18 protein-coding genes and 1 pseudogene are annotated in these 16,043 nt (G+C 69.2%); 8 read left to right on the forward strand and 11 right to left on the reverse strand.

Annotated features, from left to right (window positions below):
- Positions 1-166: 166 nt before the first annotated feature.
- The gene (locus tag VGE49_RS14035) at positions 167-370 is read right to left on the reverse strand and encodes a cold-shock protein (protein ID WP_105564392.1); all 204 of its coding nucleotides are present in this window, start codon (positions 368-370) and stop codon (positions 167-169) included.
- Between the two features lie 329 nt (positions 371-699).
- Between VGE49_RS14035 and ppk2 the strand changes: the two genes are divergently transcribed.
- Positions 700-1,443, forward strand: coding sequence for a polyphosphate kinase 2 (ppk2, locus tag VGE49_RS14040; protein ID WP_331035156.1), 744 nt, complete (start codon positions 700-702; stop codon positions 1,441-1,443).
- Positions 1,444-1,463: 20 nt separating this feature from the next.
- Here ppk2 and VGE49_RS14045 read toward each other — a convergent pair whose 3' ends face one another.
- Both VGE49_RS14045 and VGE49_RS14050 read right to left on the reverse strand, forming a co-directional pair.
- On the reverse strand, positions 1,464-2,108 hold the full coding sequence (locus VGE49_RS14045) for a DUF2238 domain-containing protein (RefSeq protein ID WP_331035157.1): 645 nt from the start codon (positions 2,106-2,108) through the stop codon (positions 1,464-1,466).
- 29 nt (positions 2,109-2,137) lie between these two features.
- On the reverse strand, positions 2,138-3,397 hold the full coding sequence (locus VGE49_RS14050) for an acyltransferase family protein (protein ID WP_331035158.1): 1,260 nt from the start codon (positions 3,395-3,397) through the stop codon (positions 2,138-2,140).
- Positions 3,398-3,534: 137 nt separating this feature from the next.
- On the opposite strand from VGE49_RS14050, the gene VGE49_RS14055 reads away from it, so the two are divergent.
- A complete protein-coding gene (locus tag VGE49_RS14055) occupies positions 3,535-4,368 on the forward strand; it encodes a LytTR family DNA-binding domain-containing protein (protein WP_331035159.1) in 834 nt (277 codons plus the stop codon).
- 9 nt (positions 4,369-4,377) lie between these two features.
- On the opposite strand, the gene VGE49_RS14060 is transcribed toward VGE49_RS14055, so the two are convergent.
- Entirely contained in the window at positions 4,378-4,593 is a 216-nt protein-coding gene (locus VGE49_RS14060; protein ID WP_331035160.1) for a DUF4287 domain-containing protein, read from the reverse strand.
- 124 nt (positions 4,594-4,717) lie between these two features.
- On the opposite strand from VGE49_RS14060, the gene VGE49_RS14065 reads away from it, so the two are divergent.
- On the forward strand, positions 4,718-5,746 hold the full coding sequence (locus VGE49_RS14065) for a UbiA family prenyltransferase (RefSeq protein ID WP_331035161.1): 1,029 nt from the start codon (positions 4,718-4,720) through the stop codon (positions 5,744-5,746).
- A 26-nt stretch (positions 5,747-5,772) separates the two neighbouring features.
- Positions 5,773-6,597 carry an RsiV family protein gene (locus VGE49_RS14070; protein WP_331035162.1) on the forward strand — a complete coding sequence of 275 codons (825 nt, stop codon included), beginning with the start codon at positions 5,773-5,775 and terminating at the stop codon, positions 6,595-6,597.
- Between the two features lie 38 nt (positions 6,598-6,635).
- Here VGE49_RS14070 and VGE49_RS14075 read toward each other — a convergent pair whose 3' ends face one another.
- From VGE49_RS14075 to VGE49_RS14085, 3 genes are all read right to left on the reverse strand, one after another.
- Entirely contained in the window at positions 6,636-7,574 is a 939-nt protein-coding gene (locus tag VGE49_RS14075; protein ID WP_331035163.1) for an alpha/beta fold hydrolase, read from the reverse strand.
- A gap of 136 nt (positions 7,575-7,710) precedes the next feature.
- Positions 7,711-7,908 carry a helix-turn-helix transcriptional regulator gene (locus VGE49_RS14080; RefSeq protein ID WP_184270605.1) on the reverse strand — a complete coding sequence of 66 codons (198 nt, stop codon included), beginning with the start codon at positions 7,906-7,908 and terminating at the stop codon, positions 7,711-7,713.
- Entirely contained in the window at positions 7,908-8,312 is a 405-nt protein-coding gene (locus VGE49_RS14085) for a hypothetical protein (RefSeq protein ID WP_331035164.1), read from the reverse strand. The genes VGE49_RS14080 and VGE49_RS14085 overlap by 1 nt, the downstream gene beginning before the upstream one ends.
- Positions 8,313-8,446: 134 nt before the next feature.
- Between VGE49_RS14085 and VGE49_RS14090 the strand changes: the two genes are divergently transcribed.
- Positions 8,447-9,103: a class I SAM-dependent methyltransferase gene (locus VGE49_RS14090; protein WP_331035165.1), complete on the forward strand. Its 657-nt coding sequence runs from the start codon at positions 8,447-8,449 to the stop codon at positions 9,101-9,103.
- Here the strand turns inward: VGE49_RS14090 and VGE49_RS14095 are convergent.
- From VGE49_RS14095 to VGE49_RS14110, 4 genes are all read right to left on the reverse strand, one after another.
- The gene (locus VGE49_RS14095) at positions 9,100-10,551 is read right to left on the reverse strand and encodes a cryptochrome/photolyase family protein (RefSeq protein ID WP_331035166.1); all 1,452 of its coding nucleotides are present in this window, start codon (positions 10,549-10,551) and stop codon (positions 9,100-9,102) included. The two genes, VGE49_RS14090 and VGE49_RS14095, sit on opposite strands and share 4 nt — an antisense overlap.
- 54 nt (positions 10,552-10,605) lie before the next feature.
- Complete coding sequence (locus VGE49_RS14100) at positions 10,606-11,178, reverse strand: NADPH-dependent FMN reductase (RefSeq protein WP_331035167.1); 573 nt, start codon at positions 11,176-11,178, stop codon at positions 10,606-10,608.
- Positions 11,179-11,255: 77 nt separating this feature from the next.
- The gene (locus tag VGE49_RS14105) at positions 11,256-12,566 is read right to left on the reverse strand and encodes a nicotinate phosphoribosyltransferase (protein ID WP_331035168.1); all 1,311 of its coding nucleotides are present in this window, start codon (positions 12,564-12,566) and stop codon (positions 11,256-11,258) included.
- A gap of 4 nt (positions 12,567-12,570) precedes the next feature.
- Complete coding sequence (locus tag VGE49_RS14110; protein ID WP_331035169.1) at positions 12,571-14,427, reverse strand: monovalent cation:proton antiporter-2 (CPA2) family protein; 1,857 nt, start codon at positions 14,425-14,427, stop codon at positions 12,571-12,573.
- A gap of 134 nt (positions 14,428-14,561) precedes the next feature.
- On the opposite strand from VGE49_RS14110, the gene VGE49_RS14115 reads away from it, so the two are divergent.
- From VGE49_RS14115 to VGE49_RS14125, 3 genes and pseudogenes are all read left to right on the forward strand, one after another.
- On the forward strand, positions 14,562-14,975 hold the full coding sequence (locus VGE49_RS14115) for a CBS domain-containing protein (RefSeq protein ID WP_331035170.1): 414 nt from the start codon (positions 14,562-14,564) through the stop codon (positions 14,973-14,975).
- An 85-nt stretch (positions 14,976-15,060) separates the two neighbouring features.
- A complete protein-coding gene (locus VGE49_RS14120) occupies positions 15,061-15,639 on the forward strand; it encodes a hypothetical protein (protein WP_331035171.1) in 579 nt (192 codons plus the stop codon).
- A 107-nt stretch (positions 15,640-15,746) separates the two neighbouring features.
- A pseudogene (locus VGE49_RS14125) lies at positions 15,747-16,043 on the forward strand (PAS domain-containing sensor histidine kinase); the annotation flags it as partial.

The raw sequence follows: 16,043 nt of genomic DNA on the forward strand, positions 1-16,043 counted from the left end.
AAGTCGCGAAGGCCTGCGGCCCGAGCACAGCGCCCTAAATGCCGTCCAAGCAGCGCGGCTCCGCGAGCCGCGCAGCAGCACCCTTCTCTTCACCCAAAAAGAAAGGCGCGGGACCGGCTGGTCCCGCGCCCTTCGATCATCTGAACCCTGGTCGGGTTCGTCGGCCTTAGAGAACCTTGAGGTCCACGGCCGAGGTCTTGCCGCGCTGGTTTTCCAGCTCGTATTCGACCTTGGCGTTTTCATCGAGGCCTTGCAGGCCAGCCTTTTGAACAGCGGTGACGTGGACGAAAACGTCCGAGCCGCCGTTGTCGGGCTGGATGAAGCCATAGCCCTTGGTGGGGTTGAACCACTTGACCGTGCCGGTCGCCATCTTAGCGTCTCCGTAAACGCGCTTTGCCAGGCGGATTTCCACGCGGGAGAATCCGTCAGTCCATCTGGACAAGCTCGTTCAGGCGAAGGAGCGAGACGCGGGTTTGGACCCCACGTGAAATCCGGACTGCAGCGATGTTGTCACCCGACTATCCACAGCACGTCAACTGTAAAGCGAAACGCGCGTCGCGGGCGCTTGGTTAACATCGAACATCGGTCGAACAGCCCCGATCCGCGATCCAGGACGGGGCCCGTTCGCGGCGCGGGCTGGCGCGGCGAGGAAAATGGCCGCAAGCTCGCCGCGCTCGCGACGGTGAAGGAAATCTCGCAATGGCCAAGGACGACTACGCCGACACGCTGGAAGCCCTGCAGATTCAGCTGGTCGAGACCCAAGCCTGGGCCATCGACAAGGGCCTGAAGACCGTGGTCGTGCTCGAAGGCCGCGACGCCGCCGGCAAGGACGGGGCGATCAAGCGCATGACCGAGTTCATGGCCCCGCGCCAGACCCGCGTCGTCGCCCTGCCCAAGCCCAACGACCGCGAACTGACCCAGTGGTATTTCCAACGCTACGCCAACCACCTGCCGGCGGCGGGCGAGACGGTCTTCTTCAACCGCTCCTGGTATAATCGCGCCGGGGTCGAGCCGGTCATGGGCTTCTGCACCCCCGAGCAGCACGAACGCTTCCTGCACGACGCCCCCCATTTCGAGCGGATGCTGACCCAGTCGGGCACGATCCTGATCAAGCTGTGGCTCGACATCTCACGCGACGAGCAGTCGCGACGGCTGGAGGAACGCGTCACCCATCCGCTGAAACGCTTCAAGGTCTCGCCGCTGGACGCCGAGGCCCAGGCCCGCTGGAGCGACTATTCCGCCGCCCGCGACCAGATGCTGGCGCGCACCCACGTCGATTACGCGCCGTGGACGGTGGTCGCCACCGACAACAAGAAGCAGGCTCGGCTGAACATCATCCGCTACGTCCTGCACCAGCTGAACTGTCCGGGACTGGAGGCCAGGAAGCCCGATCCCGACATCGTCTTCGCCGCCGACAAGGCCAAGGGCCGGCTGGCCAAGTAAGAGTTCTGGCGAAATAGGGCTCAATCGTCGCCGAACAGGCGGCGGTTCTTGTCGACGAAAGCGCGGATGGCGTTCGTCAGCGGCCCGTTCTGGCGCCCCTTCAGATAGGCCCAGCCCGCGCCCGCCCCGATCAGGGCCCCGCCCGCATCGACGATCAGGTCCCACATGGTGTCGACCAGACCGGACTTCTGGGTGTTCAGGCCGAACAGCTGATCCAGCGCAAACTCCCAGATCTCCCACACCGCGCCGATCATGACGGCGAAGCAGAAGGCGAAGAAGGCCACGGTGAAGGGCGCCGCCGTCAGCCGGTTCCCCTTCACCAGCATCAGCATCAGCAGCGACCCGACCAGGCCGAATCCGACCGCCGAGCCGCCGTGCAGAACCACGTCCCACCACCAGTACCGCTCATAGAAGTCCCCGACCTCGCCCAACAGAAGCGTGGCGCACAGGAAGGCGGCGATGGCGCTGACGAAGGCCGTCGGCAGGGTCACGCCCACCTTCTCGCCCAGCCAACTCGGAACCAGCGACAGCAGCAGCGTCCCCGCCGCGACGAAGGTGATGCTGAACTCCCCCGTCAGGAACCCGCCCACCGCCGCCCCGACCAGGATGATCCAGGTCAAATAGAGGACGATAGGCGGACGGGTCGCGGGCCTGGGGGTGGTCATGCTGCGGGCTCCTGCCGTCGGGGTTCGGCTCAGCCTAGGGCTTCCTGCGGTTCTTCTTCAAGGCGACGCTTCTCAGCGGCCCTCGACGCTGCGGGCCGAACGCCCATCAGCAGGCCCAGCCAGCCCAGCCGCCGCGCCGCCTCATAGGTCGCGAAACAGCCGACGAAGGTCGCTGCGACCAGCAGCCCCGCCTCCAGCGGCTGCGGCAGGCCGAACGGCGCCAGATGGTGCGCGGCGACGACGATGATCGTCTGGTGCGCGATGTAGAAGGGAAAGACCCCCACCGTCAGATAGCGCAGCACCGGCCCGCCCCGATTCAGATAGCGCGCGCCATAGCCCAGGATGGCGACGATGAAGGCCCACTGGTCGACCGCGTAGACCAGACGCATCGCGGCCATCAGCGCCTCGGGCGGCGCGGCGTCTTCGGCGCGATAGACCCAGGCGTAGGAGGCCCACCCGGCCCAGGCCAGCAGGGCCAGAGCCAGCGCCGGGCGACGCAGCCGCTCATAGCCCGCCTTCAGCATCTCCGACCGCGCGCCGAGGAAGCCGAACAGGAAGGCGCTGAACGACAGGGCGTGGTTGTACCAGTCGTCGACCAGGGCGTGAGTTACAGGAAAGAGCGGCGCCAGCGCCCAGCGGATCAGGGCCAGCCAGACGATCGGCCAGATCAGCAGCCCCCAGCCCTTGAGAACCCGCTCCAGTCCCGCCTGCAGGGCGGGCAGCAACCGCTGCCCCAGCAGCAGCAGGCTCGCCAGCACCAGGCTGTAGATCAGCAGATAGGCGACGAACCACATATGGTTCCACGTCGGCGTGATCAGACAGCCGTCCGCGTCGCACCAGCCGCCCGAGGCGGTGGCGTATTTCACCCAGAAATCGGCCAGCCACGGCGAGTGCGCCGGGTCCATGACGCCCAGACCGCGCGCGGCCTCGACCACTTCGTAATAGCTCTGCGGCGGCACGATCACGAACATGGCGAAGACCAGCGGCGGCAGCAGACGCAGCAGGCGCGACCCGGCGAAGCGGCGGGCGCTTCCCTCCCCCTGCCGCGCGAAACCGTCGAACAGGAAGCGCGTCGCCGCGCCGGACACCAGAAACAGCAGGGTCAGCCGCCAGGGACTGGTCAACTGCATGATCGGCTCCAGCGCCTCGACGGGACGGGGACTGTTCACGTGCCAGTCCCAGGGCACGTAAAACATCCCGACGTGGTAGAGGATCAGCAGCATGAAGGCGCCGACCCGGATCCAGTCCAGATCATGGCGGCGCGTCGGCGGAGGCGGGAGAGTGGACATGGGGCGACCTTTTGATGAATGAGGATGCGAGGCCAGGGCTCTCATTTCCGCCCGGAGAACCGCAATCGGCGCGGGGCGTGCGGCGCCGTCGCGGGGCCGACCTGCCGACCTCAGGGACGAACGGCGGCCCCTCAGGGATGAGCGGCTGGCGCACGCGTCTGGCCGGGGCGGACCGGCGCGACCTGATCCTCGGCTGGAGCATCATCCTCGGCATCACCGCCGCCTTCATGGTGGTCAATTCGCTGACCGTCCTGACCGATTCCCCCTCGCTGCGCCTCTGGACGCCCTGGGTGTGGGAGGGGACAAGCGCGGCGGCGCTGGGCCTGCTGATCTGGCTGCCCTGGCTGGCCAGCCTCGCCGCTCCCGCCGCCCTGCTGGACGACGGCTGGCGCGCGCGCGGCCGCTTCGTCGCCCTGCATCTGGCGGGCGCCTTCCTCTACAGCCTGCTGCACGTCGGCCTGATGGTGGCCATGCGCCACGGCCTCTATGCAGCCCTGGGCGAGACCTACGATTACGGCCCGCCGATCGAGCGGTTCATCTACGAGTTTCGCAAGGACCTGCTCAGCTACGCCCTGTTCGTCGGCGTCTTCTGGGCGGTGCGCAGCCTGCGCGAGGCGCGCGAGACCCCGATGCGCCCCGTCAGTTTCGACATCCGCGACGGCGCGCGCCTGATCCGCGCGCCGCTGGACGACATCCTGGCCGCCACCTCGGCCGGCAACTACGTCGAGTTCATCCTGGCCGACGGCCGCCGCCCGCTGATGCGCGCCACCCTGGCCGCCGTCGAGGTCGAGCTGGAACGCTGCGGTTTCGTGCGCACCCACCGTTCCTGGCTGGTCAACGCCGGACGGATGAGCGGCCTGCGCCCCGAAGGCTCCGGCGACTGGACCGTCGAACTGGGATCGCTGGAGGCGCCCCTGTCACGCCGATACACCCCGGCGCTGGACCGGCTCAGGGCCGAGCGTCCTACCTAGGCGAACAGCCTACCTCAGCCCGTCTTCCGCCAGCGTGTGCGCCACGATGGCGTTGGCGTGGCCGTGGCCCATGTCGTGCTCGTCCTTGAGCAGGGCCACCAGCTCCATGTGCTTGGCGGGATAGCGGGCGCGGACCTCGGCCTTCCACTCGCTGATGGGTCGCCCGTACTTCTTCTCGATGGAGGGGAAATAGGACGCGGGGCCCTGGATCGGCGCTTCGGTCATCGTGGCTTCCTCCCGTTTGCGCGCCACTAGACGCGCGACCGCCCCGTCCCGCAAGCGTCCTCGCATGACGCGGATCGGACGCGCCCCCTTCACCCGCGACGGCCTCAGGGTCTAAGACCCCTGCATGAGCACAGCCCCGCTTCCCGACGCCGCCCGCCAGAACTGGGTGGACCGCTACGCCCCCGAGGGGCTGAAGCCGTGGCTGAAGCTGGGCCGCTTTGACCGGCCCATCGGCATCTGGCTGCTGCTGCTGCCCGGCTGGCAGGGGATCATGCTGGCCCTGAACCAGTACGACCGGTCCTTCGGCGGCTATGAGCTGTGGCTGATCGCGGGCTTCGCCATCGGCGCCGCCCTGATGCGCGGGGCGGGTTGCGCCGTGAACGACATCGTCGACCGCGACTTCGACGCCCAGGTCGCCCGCACCGCCCTGCGCCCCATTCCGGCGGGTCAGATCAGCGTCAAACAGGCCTGGGCCTTCGTCGCGGGCCTGTGCCTGATCAGCCTGTGCATCCTGCTGACCATGAACCTGACAGCGGTCCTGCTCGGCGCCCTGTCGCTGGGACTGGTCGCGGCCTATCCCTTCATGAAGCGCATCACCTGGTGGCCCCAGGCCTGGCTGGGCCTGACCTTCAACTGGGGCGCCCTGCTGGGCTTTGCGGCGGCGACCGGGGGCTATGGCGTTCTACATTGGCTGCTCGATCTCATCTTTGCGGGCGGCCTTACGCTCGGCATGGCGGGTGAAGCCAGCGCGTGGAGCCTCCACTCGGGCCATGTCGCCCTGTCGGCCCTGCTGCTCTACGCCGGCGGCGTCTTCTGGACCCTGGGCTACGACACCATCTACGCCCTTCAGGACATCGAGGACGACGTCATGGCGGGGGTCAAATCCTCGGCCCGGCGGCTGGGGTCGCAGGTCAAGCCGGGCGTGGCGATCTTCTACGTCCTGGCCGTCCTGCTGGCGGGCGCGGCGGGGTTCGTCGCCGGTCTCGGCCCCGTCTTCTACCTCGGTCTGGCCGCCTACGCCCTGCATCTGGCCTGGCAGGTGAAACGCCTCAAACCCGAGGACGGCGTCCTGGCCCTGCGCCTGTTCAAATCAAATCGTGAAGCTGGATTGATCCTTCTGGCCGCGATTGCGTTCAACGGCCTAGCTTTCTGATCGCACCCTCCCCCAAGGAACTCCGAATGACCTCCTACCGCCTCCGCGCCCTCCTCCTGACCGTCGCCGTCGCGGCCTCGCTCGCCGCCTGCCAGCGCGCCGAGAAGAAGGAGGCCGAGGCGTCGAAGCCCGCCGCGACCGCTGCGGCGGACGGCCCGCTAAAGTATGAAAGCGCCACCCCCTGGGCCAAGGTCAGCCTGAGCCTGCCCGAGGCCGTCAAGACCCAGCCCGAGCTCTACGCCGCCCTCTATCGTCAGGAGGTCGCCGACCTGGCCAAGTACGCCGAGGGCGCCCAGGCCGACCGCACCGAGGCCGGCGGCGACAGCGCCATGGGCCCCTATGAAAAGACCATCGTCTATGGCGATCCGGTCCAGACCGGCCGCCTGTTCAGCGCCATGCGCACCGACTTTGATTATTCCGGCGGCGCCCATCCGAACACGGTCGCCACCGCCCTGCTGTGGGACAAGACCGAGAAGCGCCGCATCAGCCCGGCGGACCTCTTCGCCAAGGGCGCCGACCTGTCGTCGCTGGAGCGCGCCCTGTGCGCCGCCGTCAACACCGCCAAGAAGGCCCGCCCCGGCGCCCAGCCCCTGACGGCTGACGGCGTTATGTGGGCCTGCCCCAAGCTCAAGGACGTGGCCGTGGTCCTGGCGCCCGGCGCGACGGCGGGCAAGGCCGGCGGCCTGACCTTCCTGCTCGACGCCTATGCGGTCGGCCCCTACGCCGAGGGCCCCTACTACATCACCCTGCCCGCCTCGACCTTCCAGACCCTGCTGGCCCCGGCCTACGCCGCCGAGTTCGGCGGCCAGCCGCTCAAGGCGGGCGACGTCACCAACGACCTGCGGAGCTAAGCTCATCCCCGCCTCCGCGGGGATGAGCGGGTGTGGTGTCAATCCGCCAGAAACTCTTCCACCAGGGCCTTCAGCCGCTCCGGCTGATCGGTCATGATGAAGTGGCGGCTGTCGTCAACGCGGACCAGCTTGGCGCTCGGCAGGGCGGCGTATTCGCGGCTCCACATGGCGTCAGCCATGGCGGCCGGCACGCCGCCGTCGGCGTCCGCCGCATAAACGGCCCAGACCGGGACGGTCATGGCGGCCAGGCCCGGACGGGCGTCGGTGGTCATGACGTCGCGGATGGCCGAGGCCATGGCGTGGCGGTCGGACGCCATCGACCACTCGACCATGGCCGCGCGCCCGGCCTCGTTGCGCATCATGCCGCCCGCCGTGCGTTCCTGCTGGACGCGATAGCCGGCGGCGTCGGCGTTCAGGATGCCCGCCGCCGCCTGTTCGGCGAAGGGTTTGGCGGTCTCGGCTGTGGCGGTCGGGCCATAGAGGACGCTGAAGAAGGGCAGGCTGTCGACGCTCATCAGCTTGCCGACCGCCTCGGGGTGCTGCTGCGCCACCAGCAGCCCGGTCAGGGCGCCCATCGAATGACCAATCACAGCGGGCCGGTTCAAGGTCTTGGCGTAACGCGCCACCTCGTCCACCGCCGGCTGGACGAAGGCCCCGTCGCCGTGGCTCCAGGCCTCGCCGGCGAAACCCGCCAGTTGCACCAGATGCACCCGGTGCGTCGCCGACAGGCGCTCGGCCAGCGGCCGCCACACGTCCCGCGACGAGGCGAAGCCGGGGATCAGGACGACGTCGGGACCCTGGCCGATCACCTCGACTGACAGACGGTCCGAGGCGAAGTCGGGCGCCTCGACGCGGGCCGGTTCGGCGCGAACCGTCGCGGCCTGGGCTGGCGAGAAGATGTTCCCGGCGGCCCATCCGACGGCGGCGGCCAGGGCGAAGGCGCGAAGGGTCTTGGCGGGAGCGGAGATCTTGGACATGGCGTTTCCTTTCGATTTTGAGACGGCCCGCCGTCGTCGCCCCGGGTTCGGGACGCGCGCGGTCGCTTTCCGGGGCGAGCCCGGAAATGACGGCGGCAAGGCGAGGCGAAAAAGTAAGGTTAGACTGATAGCGACGTCAGGCGTGCGGGTTCTCGAAGACCTCTTCCACCGGCCGCGCGAACAGGGCGGCGATGCGGTAGGCCAGGTCCAGCGAGGGGTCGTGCTTCTCGGTCTCCAGGGCGTTGACGGCCTGACGCGAGACCCCCAGCGCCTGACCCAGCTGCTCCTGGGTCCAGTTGCGCTCGACGCGCAGCAGTTTCAGCTTGTTCTTCATCAGTTCGACGACCGGATGAAGGGCGAGACGCAGCCGAACACGGCCCAAAACAGCGGATAGATCATCCAGCCCTCGGCGTGGGGCGCCCCGGCGAAGCTCTCGCCGAACCCCCAGGCGCTGAAGGCCGCCATGGCCACGCCCGCCGAGACGATGAACTGCTTGGCCGTCACGGCGCGGACGAACTCGTCGCTGTCGCGCATGAAGCTGAGGGTGGCCCAGATCTGACCGGCGATGGGCGCGGCGACCGTCAGGGCCAGAGCCCAGGCGGCCGGGGTGTTCTGGATCGTATCGAAGGCCCCGCCGATGGTCGCCAGCATGACGGCGACATAGCCGCCCATGAAGGCCATGGTGCGGATCACATAGCGGCGACCGGCGGGGGTGTTCTGTTTGGACAGCGTCAACATGGAAGGCGCTCCTGACTGAATGTAAGGCCTACCTTACGCCTCGCTCATGTCACGTCAACCTGACTTTTTGTCAGGCCAGCATGATTTTTATCCGATCACTCGCGCCGCCGGCCTGTCTGCCCTAGACACACTTCATGCGCCTGACGCCCGCCAACGCCCCCGACTTCATCGCCGCCAACACCCGGCTGCAGGCCGTGCCGCACGCGCCGGAGATTTCGCTGTGGCTGGCGGACGAGATCACGCCCCTGTGGCGCCTGACCGAGGAAGAGCTGGGCGAAATGGGCCTGCCCCCGCCCTTCTGGGCCTTCGCCTGGGCGGGCGGTCAGGCCCTGGCCCGCTGGCTGCTGGACAACCCCGATCAGGTCGCGGGCAAGCGGGTCATCGACCTGGCCACCGGCTCGGGTCTGGTCGCCGTCGCGGCGATGAAGGCGGGCGCCGCCAGCGTCCTGGCCGCCGACATCGACCCCTTCTGCGCCGCCGCCGTGGCCGCCAACGCCCGCTCCAACGGCGTCGAGATCGCCTTCACCGACGCTGACCTGCTGGACGCCCCGCCGCCGCCCGCCGACCTGATCTGCGCCGGCGACGTCTTCTATGAAAAGCCCATGGCCGAGGCGGTCCTGGCCTGGTTGAAACAGGCGCAGGCTGACGGGACGCGCATCATCGTCGGCGACCCGGGCCGCACCTACTTCCCCAAGTCCGGCCTGACCCTGCTGGCCGAATACACCGTCCCCACCACGCGCGAGCTGGAGGACCAGGAGGTCAAACGCTCGCGCGTCTGGTCGCTGGACTAGTCGCCCTCGCCCCGGCTGGCGCTGACCGTCTTCAGCGCCGCCAGCGCCCGCTCGCGGCCCTCATTGTGATCGACGATGGGCCGGGGATAGGTGGCCCCCAGCCGCACCCCCGCCTCGGCCAGCACCATCGGCGGCGCCGTCCACGGCGCATGAATCCAGCGATCCGGCAGGCGCGCCACCTCGGGCACCCAGCGCCGCACATAGCGGCCGGTCGGATCGAACTTCTCGCCCTGGGCTGTCGGGTTGAAGATACGGAAATAGGGGGCGGCATCAGCGCCGGACCCGGCCACCCACTGCCAGTTCTGCACATTGCTGGCCAGATCGGCGTCGGTCAGGCAGTCCCAGAACCAGGCCTCGCCCTCGCGCCAGTCGATCAGCAGGTGCTTGATCAGGAAGGAGGCCACCACCATCCGCACCCGGTTGTGCATGGTCCCCGTCGCCCACAGCTGGCGCATCCCGGCGTCCACCAGCGGATAGCCGGTCCGCCCTGCCTTCCACGCCGCCACCCCCCCGGGATCGCCCCGCCACGGCATGGCGTCGTACTCGGGCCGGAAGGCGCGCTCGGGCAGATAGGGGAAGTGGTGCAGCAGATGGGCCGAGAACTCGCGCCAGCCGATCTCGGCGACGAACTTCTCCGCCTCCGCCGCCGGCGCCCGGCCCTCGGCCGCCGCCGTCCGCGCCGACTGGACGGCCCGCCACGGACCGATCTCGCCCCAGTGCAGATGCGCCGCCAGGCCGCTGGTGCCCGCCCGATCCGGCCGGTCCCGATCCGTCGCATAGGTCTTCAGCCCGCCCGCCACGAAGTCCGCCAGCGCCGCCCGCGCCCCCGCCTCGCCCGGCGTCCCGACAAAGCCGCTCGACCAGTCGGGCCGGGTCGGATGCAGGCCCCAGTCGTCGACCGCCTCGCCGGCCACGCCGTCGGGGACCGGGATCGTCTCGGGCGCCTCCAGCCCCGCCGGGGCCTCGGCCGTCGCCAGCAGGGCCTTCAGGAAGGGGGTGAAGACCTTGTAGGCCTGACCCGACCCGTTCAGCACGCTGCCCGGACGGCACATCAGGCTGGCGTTGAAGCCCCGGCACTCAACCCCGTCCGCCTTCAGCCCGTGGGCGATGTCAGCGTCGCGGGCGAAGGCCTCGGGCTCGAACAGGCGGTTCATGAATATCTGATCCGCGCCCGTCTCGGCGATCAGACGGCGCAACTCGGCCTCGGCGTCGCCGCGTCGCAGGATCAGCCGCCCGCCCCTCGCCCTCAGGTCCGCGTTCAGCGCCCGCAAGCTCTTGTCCAGCCACCAGCGCGAAGCGGCGCCGATGGGCCGCCCCTCCAGCCGCTCGTCCCGCACATAGAGCGGCAGCACGGGCCGCCCGCTCGCCAGGGCGTGGTGCAGCGCCGGATTGTCGGCCAGCCGCAGGTCGCGGCGGAACCACAGGATGACGGGCGTGGACGATGACAAGGCGGCGGTCCTGGCTGGGGCGAACCCCGAATACGGTCCCGCCTCCCTGATGGATCAGGCGTCGCGCGGCAAGACGGTCAGCACCCGCGCCATGAACTGGTGGAACTCCTCCATATAGGCCCGCAGGAAGTCTTCGGTGGACTGGACCGAGACCTTGCCGTCGTCGTCGATCAGGCCGGGCGTGAACTGAATATAGGCCTCGGGCGCGTTCATCTGCGGCGCCTGCAGGAAGCTTAGGATGCTGCGCAGATGCTGCTGTCCCACCGCCGTTCCGATGGCCCCCGGCGAGGCGCCGATCACCGCCGTCGCCTTGCGCGCGAAGCTGTTGGTTCCATAGGGGCGGCTGGCCCAGTCGATGGCGTTCTTCAAACCGCCGGGGATGGAGCGGTTGTATTCCGGCGTCACGATCAGGATGGCGTCCGAGCCCTTGATCGCCGCCTTGAAATCCGTCGCTGCGGCCGGGAAATCGGCGTCATGGTCGTAGGAATAGAGGGGCAGGTCCGCGAACGAAATTTCGTGGAATTTCAGCTTGTCGGGCGCCACCTTGATCAGGGCCTTGGCCAGTTTGCGGTTGATCGACCCCTTGGCCAGAGACCCGACGATATAGCCGACATTGTAGGTGGTCATGACGCGCATCCCGCTGGGTGAGACGACGCCGACCGCCGCCTCAGGCGAAATGCCTCAACAAGCTTGGCGGTTCCGCCTCAGACCGTGACCGCCTGCCGCCCCCGTCCCGCCTCGCCGAAGACCCGCAGGTAGCGCGCAATCTCCGCCCGGTCGCCGGTGGCCTTCTCGACATTGTCCGACAGTTTGACCGCCGAGCGCCCGTCTGCCCGCGTCACCTTGCAAACCAGCGAAATGGGCGTCAGCTCCGGCATGGGCGCCGGCGCGCAGTCGCGGAAGTCGTTGGTCAGATTGGTGCCCCAGCCGAAGCTGGTCCGCACCCGCCCCTTGAAGTGGTCGTGGGTCGCCTCGATCGTGTCGACATCCATGCCGTCGGCGAAGACCAGCAGCCGCTCGCGCGGATCGCGTCCCTGCGCCTTCCACCAGGCCATGATCTCCTCCCCGCCCTCGATCGGCGGTGCCGAATCCGGCCGGAAGCCCTTCCAGTCGGCCAGCCAGTCGGGCGCGTCGGCCAGAAAGGCCCGCGTGCCGAAGGCGTCCGGCAGGGCCACCAGCAGATTGCCGTCATAGGCCGCCCGCCACTCTTCCAGCACCTGATAGGGCGCCCTGCGCAGGGCCGCGTCGTCGTCCCCCGCCAGCGCCGCCAGCACCATGGGCAGCTCGTGGCCGTTGGTGCCCACGGCCTCCAGATCGTTGTTCATGGCCAGCAGGACGTTGGAGGTGCCGATGAAGGCCTGGCCCAACCCCTCCTTCAGCGCCTCGACGCACCAGCCCTGCCACAGAAAGCCGTGCCGCCGCCGCGTGCCGAAGTCCGAGATCGACAGCGGCTCCAAAGCCCGCAGCCGCTCGACCTTGCCCCACAGCCTGGTCTTGGCGCGGGCGTACAACACGTCCAGCTCGAACCGTCCCAGACGACGCAGCGCCCGGCGACTACGCAGCTCGTTGAGGATCGACAGCGCCGGGATTTCCCACAGCGTCACCTCGGCCCAAGCCCCCGAGAACTCCAGCCGGAACTGTCCGTCCGCCCCGCGCGACAGGTCGTATTCGGGCAGGCGATAGTCCGCCAGCCAAGCCAGGAAGTCGGGGCGGAAGATCGACTTCACCCCATAGAAGGTGTTGCCGCCCAGCCAGATCAGCTCGCGGTTGGAAAACCGCAAAGTCCGCGCATGATCCAGCTGCGCCCGCAGCTCCGCCTCATCCACCTCCTCGGCCAGCCGCACCGAGGTCGTGCGGTTGATGACGCTGAACGTCACCGGCACATTCCGGTGTCTGCGCCAGATCAGCTGCAGCATCAGCAGCTTGTAGAAGTCGGTGTCCAGCAGGCTCCGCACGATAGGGTCCAGCCGCCAGCCGTGGTCATAGGCCCGCTTGGCCAGATCGACGTTGGGCATGGCCTCAATCCGCCTCGTGCTCGATCACCGCCTCGGGCGGGGCCTCGCTCTCGTTGACCAGCCGCCCTTCGCGGGTCGGCTTGATGTAGGGCTCGGGCTGCGGCGTCACCGCGTTGCCGCGCATCAGCGACCGCCCGGCGGTCAGCCCGCCCGTCACCTGCAGGTCCAGACGCGCCGCGTCGCGGCGGCGCACGTCGGCGATGGTCTCGGCCGCCTCGTCCTCGGACACGCCCAGATCGACCAGCACCGCCTCGCCGAACTTCAGCGCCGATTCAAACGTCTCGCGAATATGATAGTCGACGCCCGCCGCGATCAGGCGCAACGAATGGCCCCGGTCGAAGGCGCGCACGAACAGCTTCACGCTCGGGAACTCGGACTTGATCAGCTGCACGATGCGGTCGGCCGCCTCGGGCTTGTCGACGCAGACCAGCACCGCCTCGGCCTTGCCCGCGCCCGAGGCCCGCAGCGTGTCCAGCCGCGTGCCGTCGCCGTAATAGACCTTGAAGCCGAAGTTGCCGGCCGCCTGGATCATCTCTACGTCGATCTCGATGATCGACACGTCCACATCGCGCGCCAGCAGGGGCTGGGACACCACCTGGGCGAAGCGGCCGAAGCCGATGATCAGCACCTGGCCGCCCAGGCCCTCGGCGGCGTCGACGCCTTCGGCCTCTTCGGGCGACAGGCCCGCCTCCTTGGGCAGGAACCGCTTCAGCGCCAGGGTCGTCAGCGGCGTCAGGGCCATGGACAGGATGACGATGGCCGTCAGGGCCGCCTCGGCCTGACCGCCGATCACGCCCGCCGTGGCGGCGGCGCTGTAAAGGACGAAGGCGAACTCGCCGCCCTGGGCGAACAGGGCCGCCCGCTCGATCGCCTCATGGTGACGCGCCTTGAACAGCCTCGCCACGACATAGATCACCAGGGCCTTGACCACCATGAAGGCCAGCAGACCCGCGACCACGATGCGCCAGTCGGTGATGACCACCCCGATGTCCAGCGCCATGCCGACCGACAGGAAGAACAGGCCCAGCAGGACGGCGCGGAACGGCTCCACGTCGGCTTCCAGCTGGTGCCGGAAGGTCGAGTCCGACAAAAGCACGCCGGCCAGGAAGGCGCCCATGGCCATCGACAGGCCGACCTCGTCCATGATCCAGGCCGTGCCCGCCACCACCAGCAGGGCCGCCGCCGTCATCACCTCGCGCCCGCCGTTGCGCGCCAGGAAACGGAAGGCCGGATTGATCCCATAGCGCCCGACGACCAGCACGCCCGCCAAGGCCGCCAGCGCCAGGCCGATCGACTGCCACAGCGGCGTCGTGCTTTCCGCCGACTGCCCCAGCGAGGCCCCGAGCAAGGCCACGATGGCCAGCAGCGGCACGATGGCCAGGTCCTCGAACAGCAGGATGGACACCGCCCTCTGACCCTGCGGCGTCGGCAGGTCGCCCCGCTCCTCCAGCATCTGCACGATCACGGCGGTCGAGGACATGACGAAGCCCATGGCCCCGACAAAGGCTGTCGGCGCCGACACCCCCGCCGCCATGGCGACGAGCGTCAAAGCCACACCGGCCAGCCCGACCTGGGCCGCGCCCAGGCCGAAGATCTCGTTCCTCATGCCCCACAGGCGCTTGGGCCGCATCTCCAGACCGATGATGAACAGGAAGATGACCACGCCGAACTCGGCGACGTGCAGGATGGTCTCCGGCTCGCGGAACAGGGCCAGACCGAACGGCCCGATGGCCGCCCCCGCCGCCAGATAGCCCAGCACCGAGCCCAGCCCGATCTTGCGGAAGACCGGCACCGCCACGACCCCCGCCGCCAGCAGAGCCGCCACATGGCCCAGATCCAGTCCCGTCGCTGCGTCGGCCATGGCTCGCCCTTCTTAGTCCAAGCCTCCATTGTGGGGATGAAGCGTCGCGATGGCGAGCTTCGTTCCGCCTGCGCCGGAACCGCCCCCGTCCCGAGGGGTTCCAAAGGCAGAGCCTGACCCGGTTGGAGACCCCCATGAAGATCCGCGACGTGATGACCAAGGACGTGCAGGTGGCCCGTCCCCACGATACGATTCAGGAAGTCGCCGCGCGCATGGCGGCGGGCGATTTCGGCTTCATCCCCGTGGCCGACGGCGAGAACCTGGTCGGAGCCATCACCGACCGCGACATCGCGGTGCGCGCCGTGGCGGCGGGAGCGACGCCCAATTCGCGCGTCGTCGAGTTTCTCAGTCGCGACGCCCTGGTGGTCCGCGCCGACGACGACCTGAAGGCCGCGCTGGACCTGATGAGTTCGCGTCAGGTGCGCCGTCTGCCCGTGGTCGAGAAGGACGGCCGTCTGGTCGGCGTGGTCTCGCTGGGCGACCTGTCGACGCGGGTGAAGGAACGCTACGCCGGCGTGGCCCTGGAAGAGATCTCGCGCCCGGCCTGAATCTTCACCGCTCGCTAACCACGTCGCGGAACCGGACGATAACGGCTGACGCGTCATGCTGCCCCCTTCGCAGGGGAGAGACCGCATGGCGCGCGCGCAGTTTCAGAAGGGCCAGAAGGTCTGGGTCGAAAGCGTCGGCGTCTGGGCCCAGGTCGAGCAAGTCCAGCCCGTCTGGGCCAAGGGCTTCGACGAGCCGGTCCGCATCACCTACGACGTCGGCCTGGGCCGCGAGTTCATGGCCTCCGAGCTGCAACTGCCCGCCGAGGACACGGCCGCGGCCGCCCTGGGCGACTGGCGCGTGCTGCGCGCCCGCAACAAGTGGCAGGAACCGGCCGACTGCGCCCACCATCCCTTCCCCGGCAGCTATCCCGTCGTCGTCACCGACAAGGCCGACTGGGGCGGCTGGCGCGTGCCCGGCGCCGAATACGACCGCGACCCCGAGCGCATCGAGTTCCAGTCGCGCCTGATCGCCGCCTCGCCCGAGCTGCTGGACCTGGCGCGCGATCTGGTCGAGGCCGTGGCGGAAGCTCCCGAGGACGCCCCGCCGGAAAGCGTGCGCCTGGCTCGCCGCGCCCGCGAAATCCTGGTGCAGATCACCGAAGTCCTGGCCCCGCCGCCCGAGCCCGCCCGCGCCGCGCCGCCCGAAACGATCCAGGCCGCCTGATCCGCGGAGCGCCCGTTCGCCCCTCAGGCGAAAAGCCTCGCCGTCGGGCCTCGACAGGAATCCGCGACGCAGCCTAGATTCCCCCCGTCTTGAGATGGAGGGGCGCCTTGCGGGGCACCGAGCGCCGCAGCTACGGGCCGGGCCGACGCGCCACGGACCAGACCGCCCGGGCCAATACGCCCTGGGTGCGCGTCCTGCTGCTCGCCGTCGCCCTGACCATCACCGCCTACGCCCTGCTGGTGCTCCGCAACGACGGCCGGCCCCAGCGCGAGGCCCAGGCCGCGCGGATCGAGGCCCTGACGCTGGAGGCCCAGCTCGCGGCGGCCCGGATCGAGGGCCAGGCCGCCCTGGTCAACGGCGCCCTGACGCTCGCCGCCCGCGACCTGGCCGCGCGCCCCGATCAG

The organism is Brevundimonas sp., from assembly GCF_036405315.1.
In the GTDB taxonomy this organism is placed as follows: Bacteria; Pseudomonadota; Alphaproteobacteria; order Caulobacterales; family Caulobacteraceae; genus Brevundimonas.

Coding starts and splice junctions, on each gene's coding strand:
- VGE49_RS14035 (WP_105564392.1), bottom strand. CDS start 370: ATGGCGACCGGCACGGTCAAGTGGTTCAACCCCACCAAGGGCTATGGC.
- ppk2 (WP_331035156.1), top strand. CDS start 700: ATGGCCAAGGACGACTACGCCGACACGCTGGAAGCCCTGCAGATTCAG.
- VGE49_RS14045 (WP_331035157.1), bottom strand. CDS start 2,108: ATGACCACCCCCAGGCCCGCGACCCGTCCGCCTATCGTCCTCTATTTG.
- VGE49_RS14050 (WP_331035158.1), bottom strand. CDS start 3,397: ATGTCCACTCTCCCGCCTCCGCCGACGCGCCGCCATGATCTGGACTGG.
- VGE49_RS14055 (WP_331035159.1), top strand. CDS start 3,535: ATGAGCGGCTGGCGCACGCGTCTGGCCGGGGCGGACCGGCGCGACCTG.
- VGE49_RS14060 (WP_331035160.1), bottom strand. CDS start 4,593: ATGACCGAAGCGCCGATCCAGGGCCCCGCGTCCTATTTCCCCTCCATC.
- VGE49_RS14065 (WP_331035161.1), top strand. CDS start 4,718: ATGAGCACAGCCCCGCTTCCCGACGCCGCCCGCCAGAACTGGGTGGAC.
- VGE49_RS14070 (WP_331035162.1), top strand. CDS start 5,773: ATGACCTCCTACCGCCTCCGCGCCCTCCTCCTGACCGTCGCCGTCGCG.
- VGE49_RS14075 (WP_331035163.1), bottom strand. CDS start 7,574: ATGTCCAAGATCTCCGCTCCCGCCAAGACCCTTCGCGCCTTCGCCCTG.
- VGE49_RS14080 (WP_184270605.1), bottom strand. CDS start 7,908: ATGAAGAACAAGCTGAAACTGCTGCGCGTCGAGCGCAACTGGACCCAG.
- VGE49_RS14085 (WP_331035164.1), bottom strand. CDS start 8,312: ATGTTGACGCTGTCCAAACAGAACACCCCCGCCGGTCGCCGCTATGTG.
- VGE49_RS14090 (WP_331035165.1), top strand. CDS start 8,447: ATGCGCCTGACGCCCGCCAACGCCCCCGACTTCATCGCCGCCAACACC.
- VGE49_RS14100 (WP_331035167.1), bottom strand. CDS start 11,178: ATGACCACCTACAATGTCGGCTATATCGTCGGGTCTCTGGCCAAGGGG.
- VGE49_RS14105 (WP_331035168.1), bottom strand. CDS start 12,566: ATGCCCAACGTCGATCTGGCCAAGCGGGCCTATGACCACGGCTGGCGG.
- VGE49_RS14110 (WP_331035169.1), bottom strand. CDS start 14,427: ATGGCCGACGCAGCGACGGGACTGGATCTGGGCCATGTGGCGGCTCTG.
- VGE49_RS14115 (WP_331035170.1), top strand. CDS start 14,562: ATGAAGATCCGCGACGTGATGACCAAGGACGTGCAGGTGGCCCGTCCC.
- VGE49_RS14120 (WP_331035171.1), top strand. CDS start 15,061: ATGGCGCGCGCGCAGTTTCAGAAGGGCCAGAAGGTCTGGGTCGAAAGC.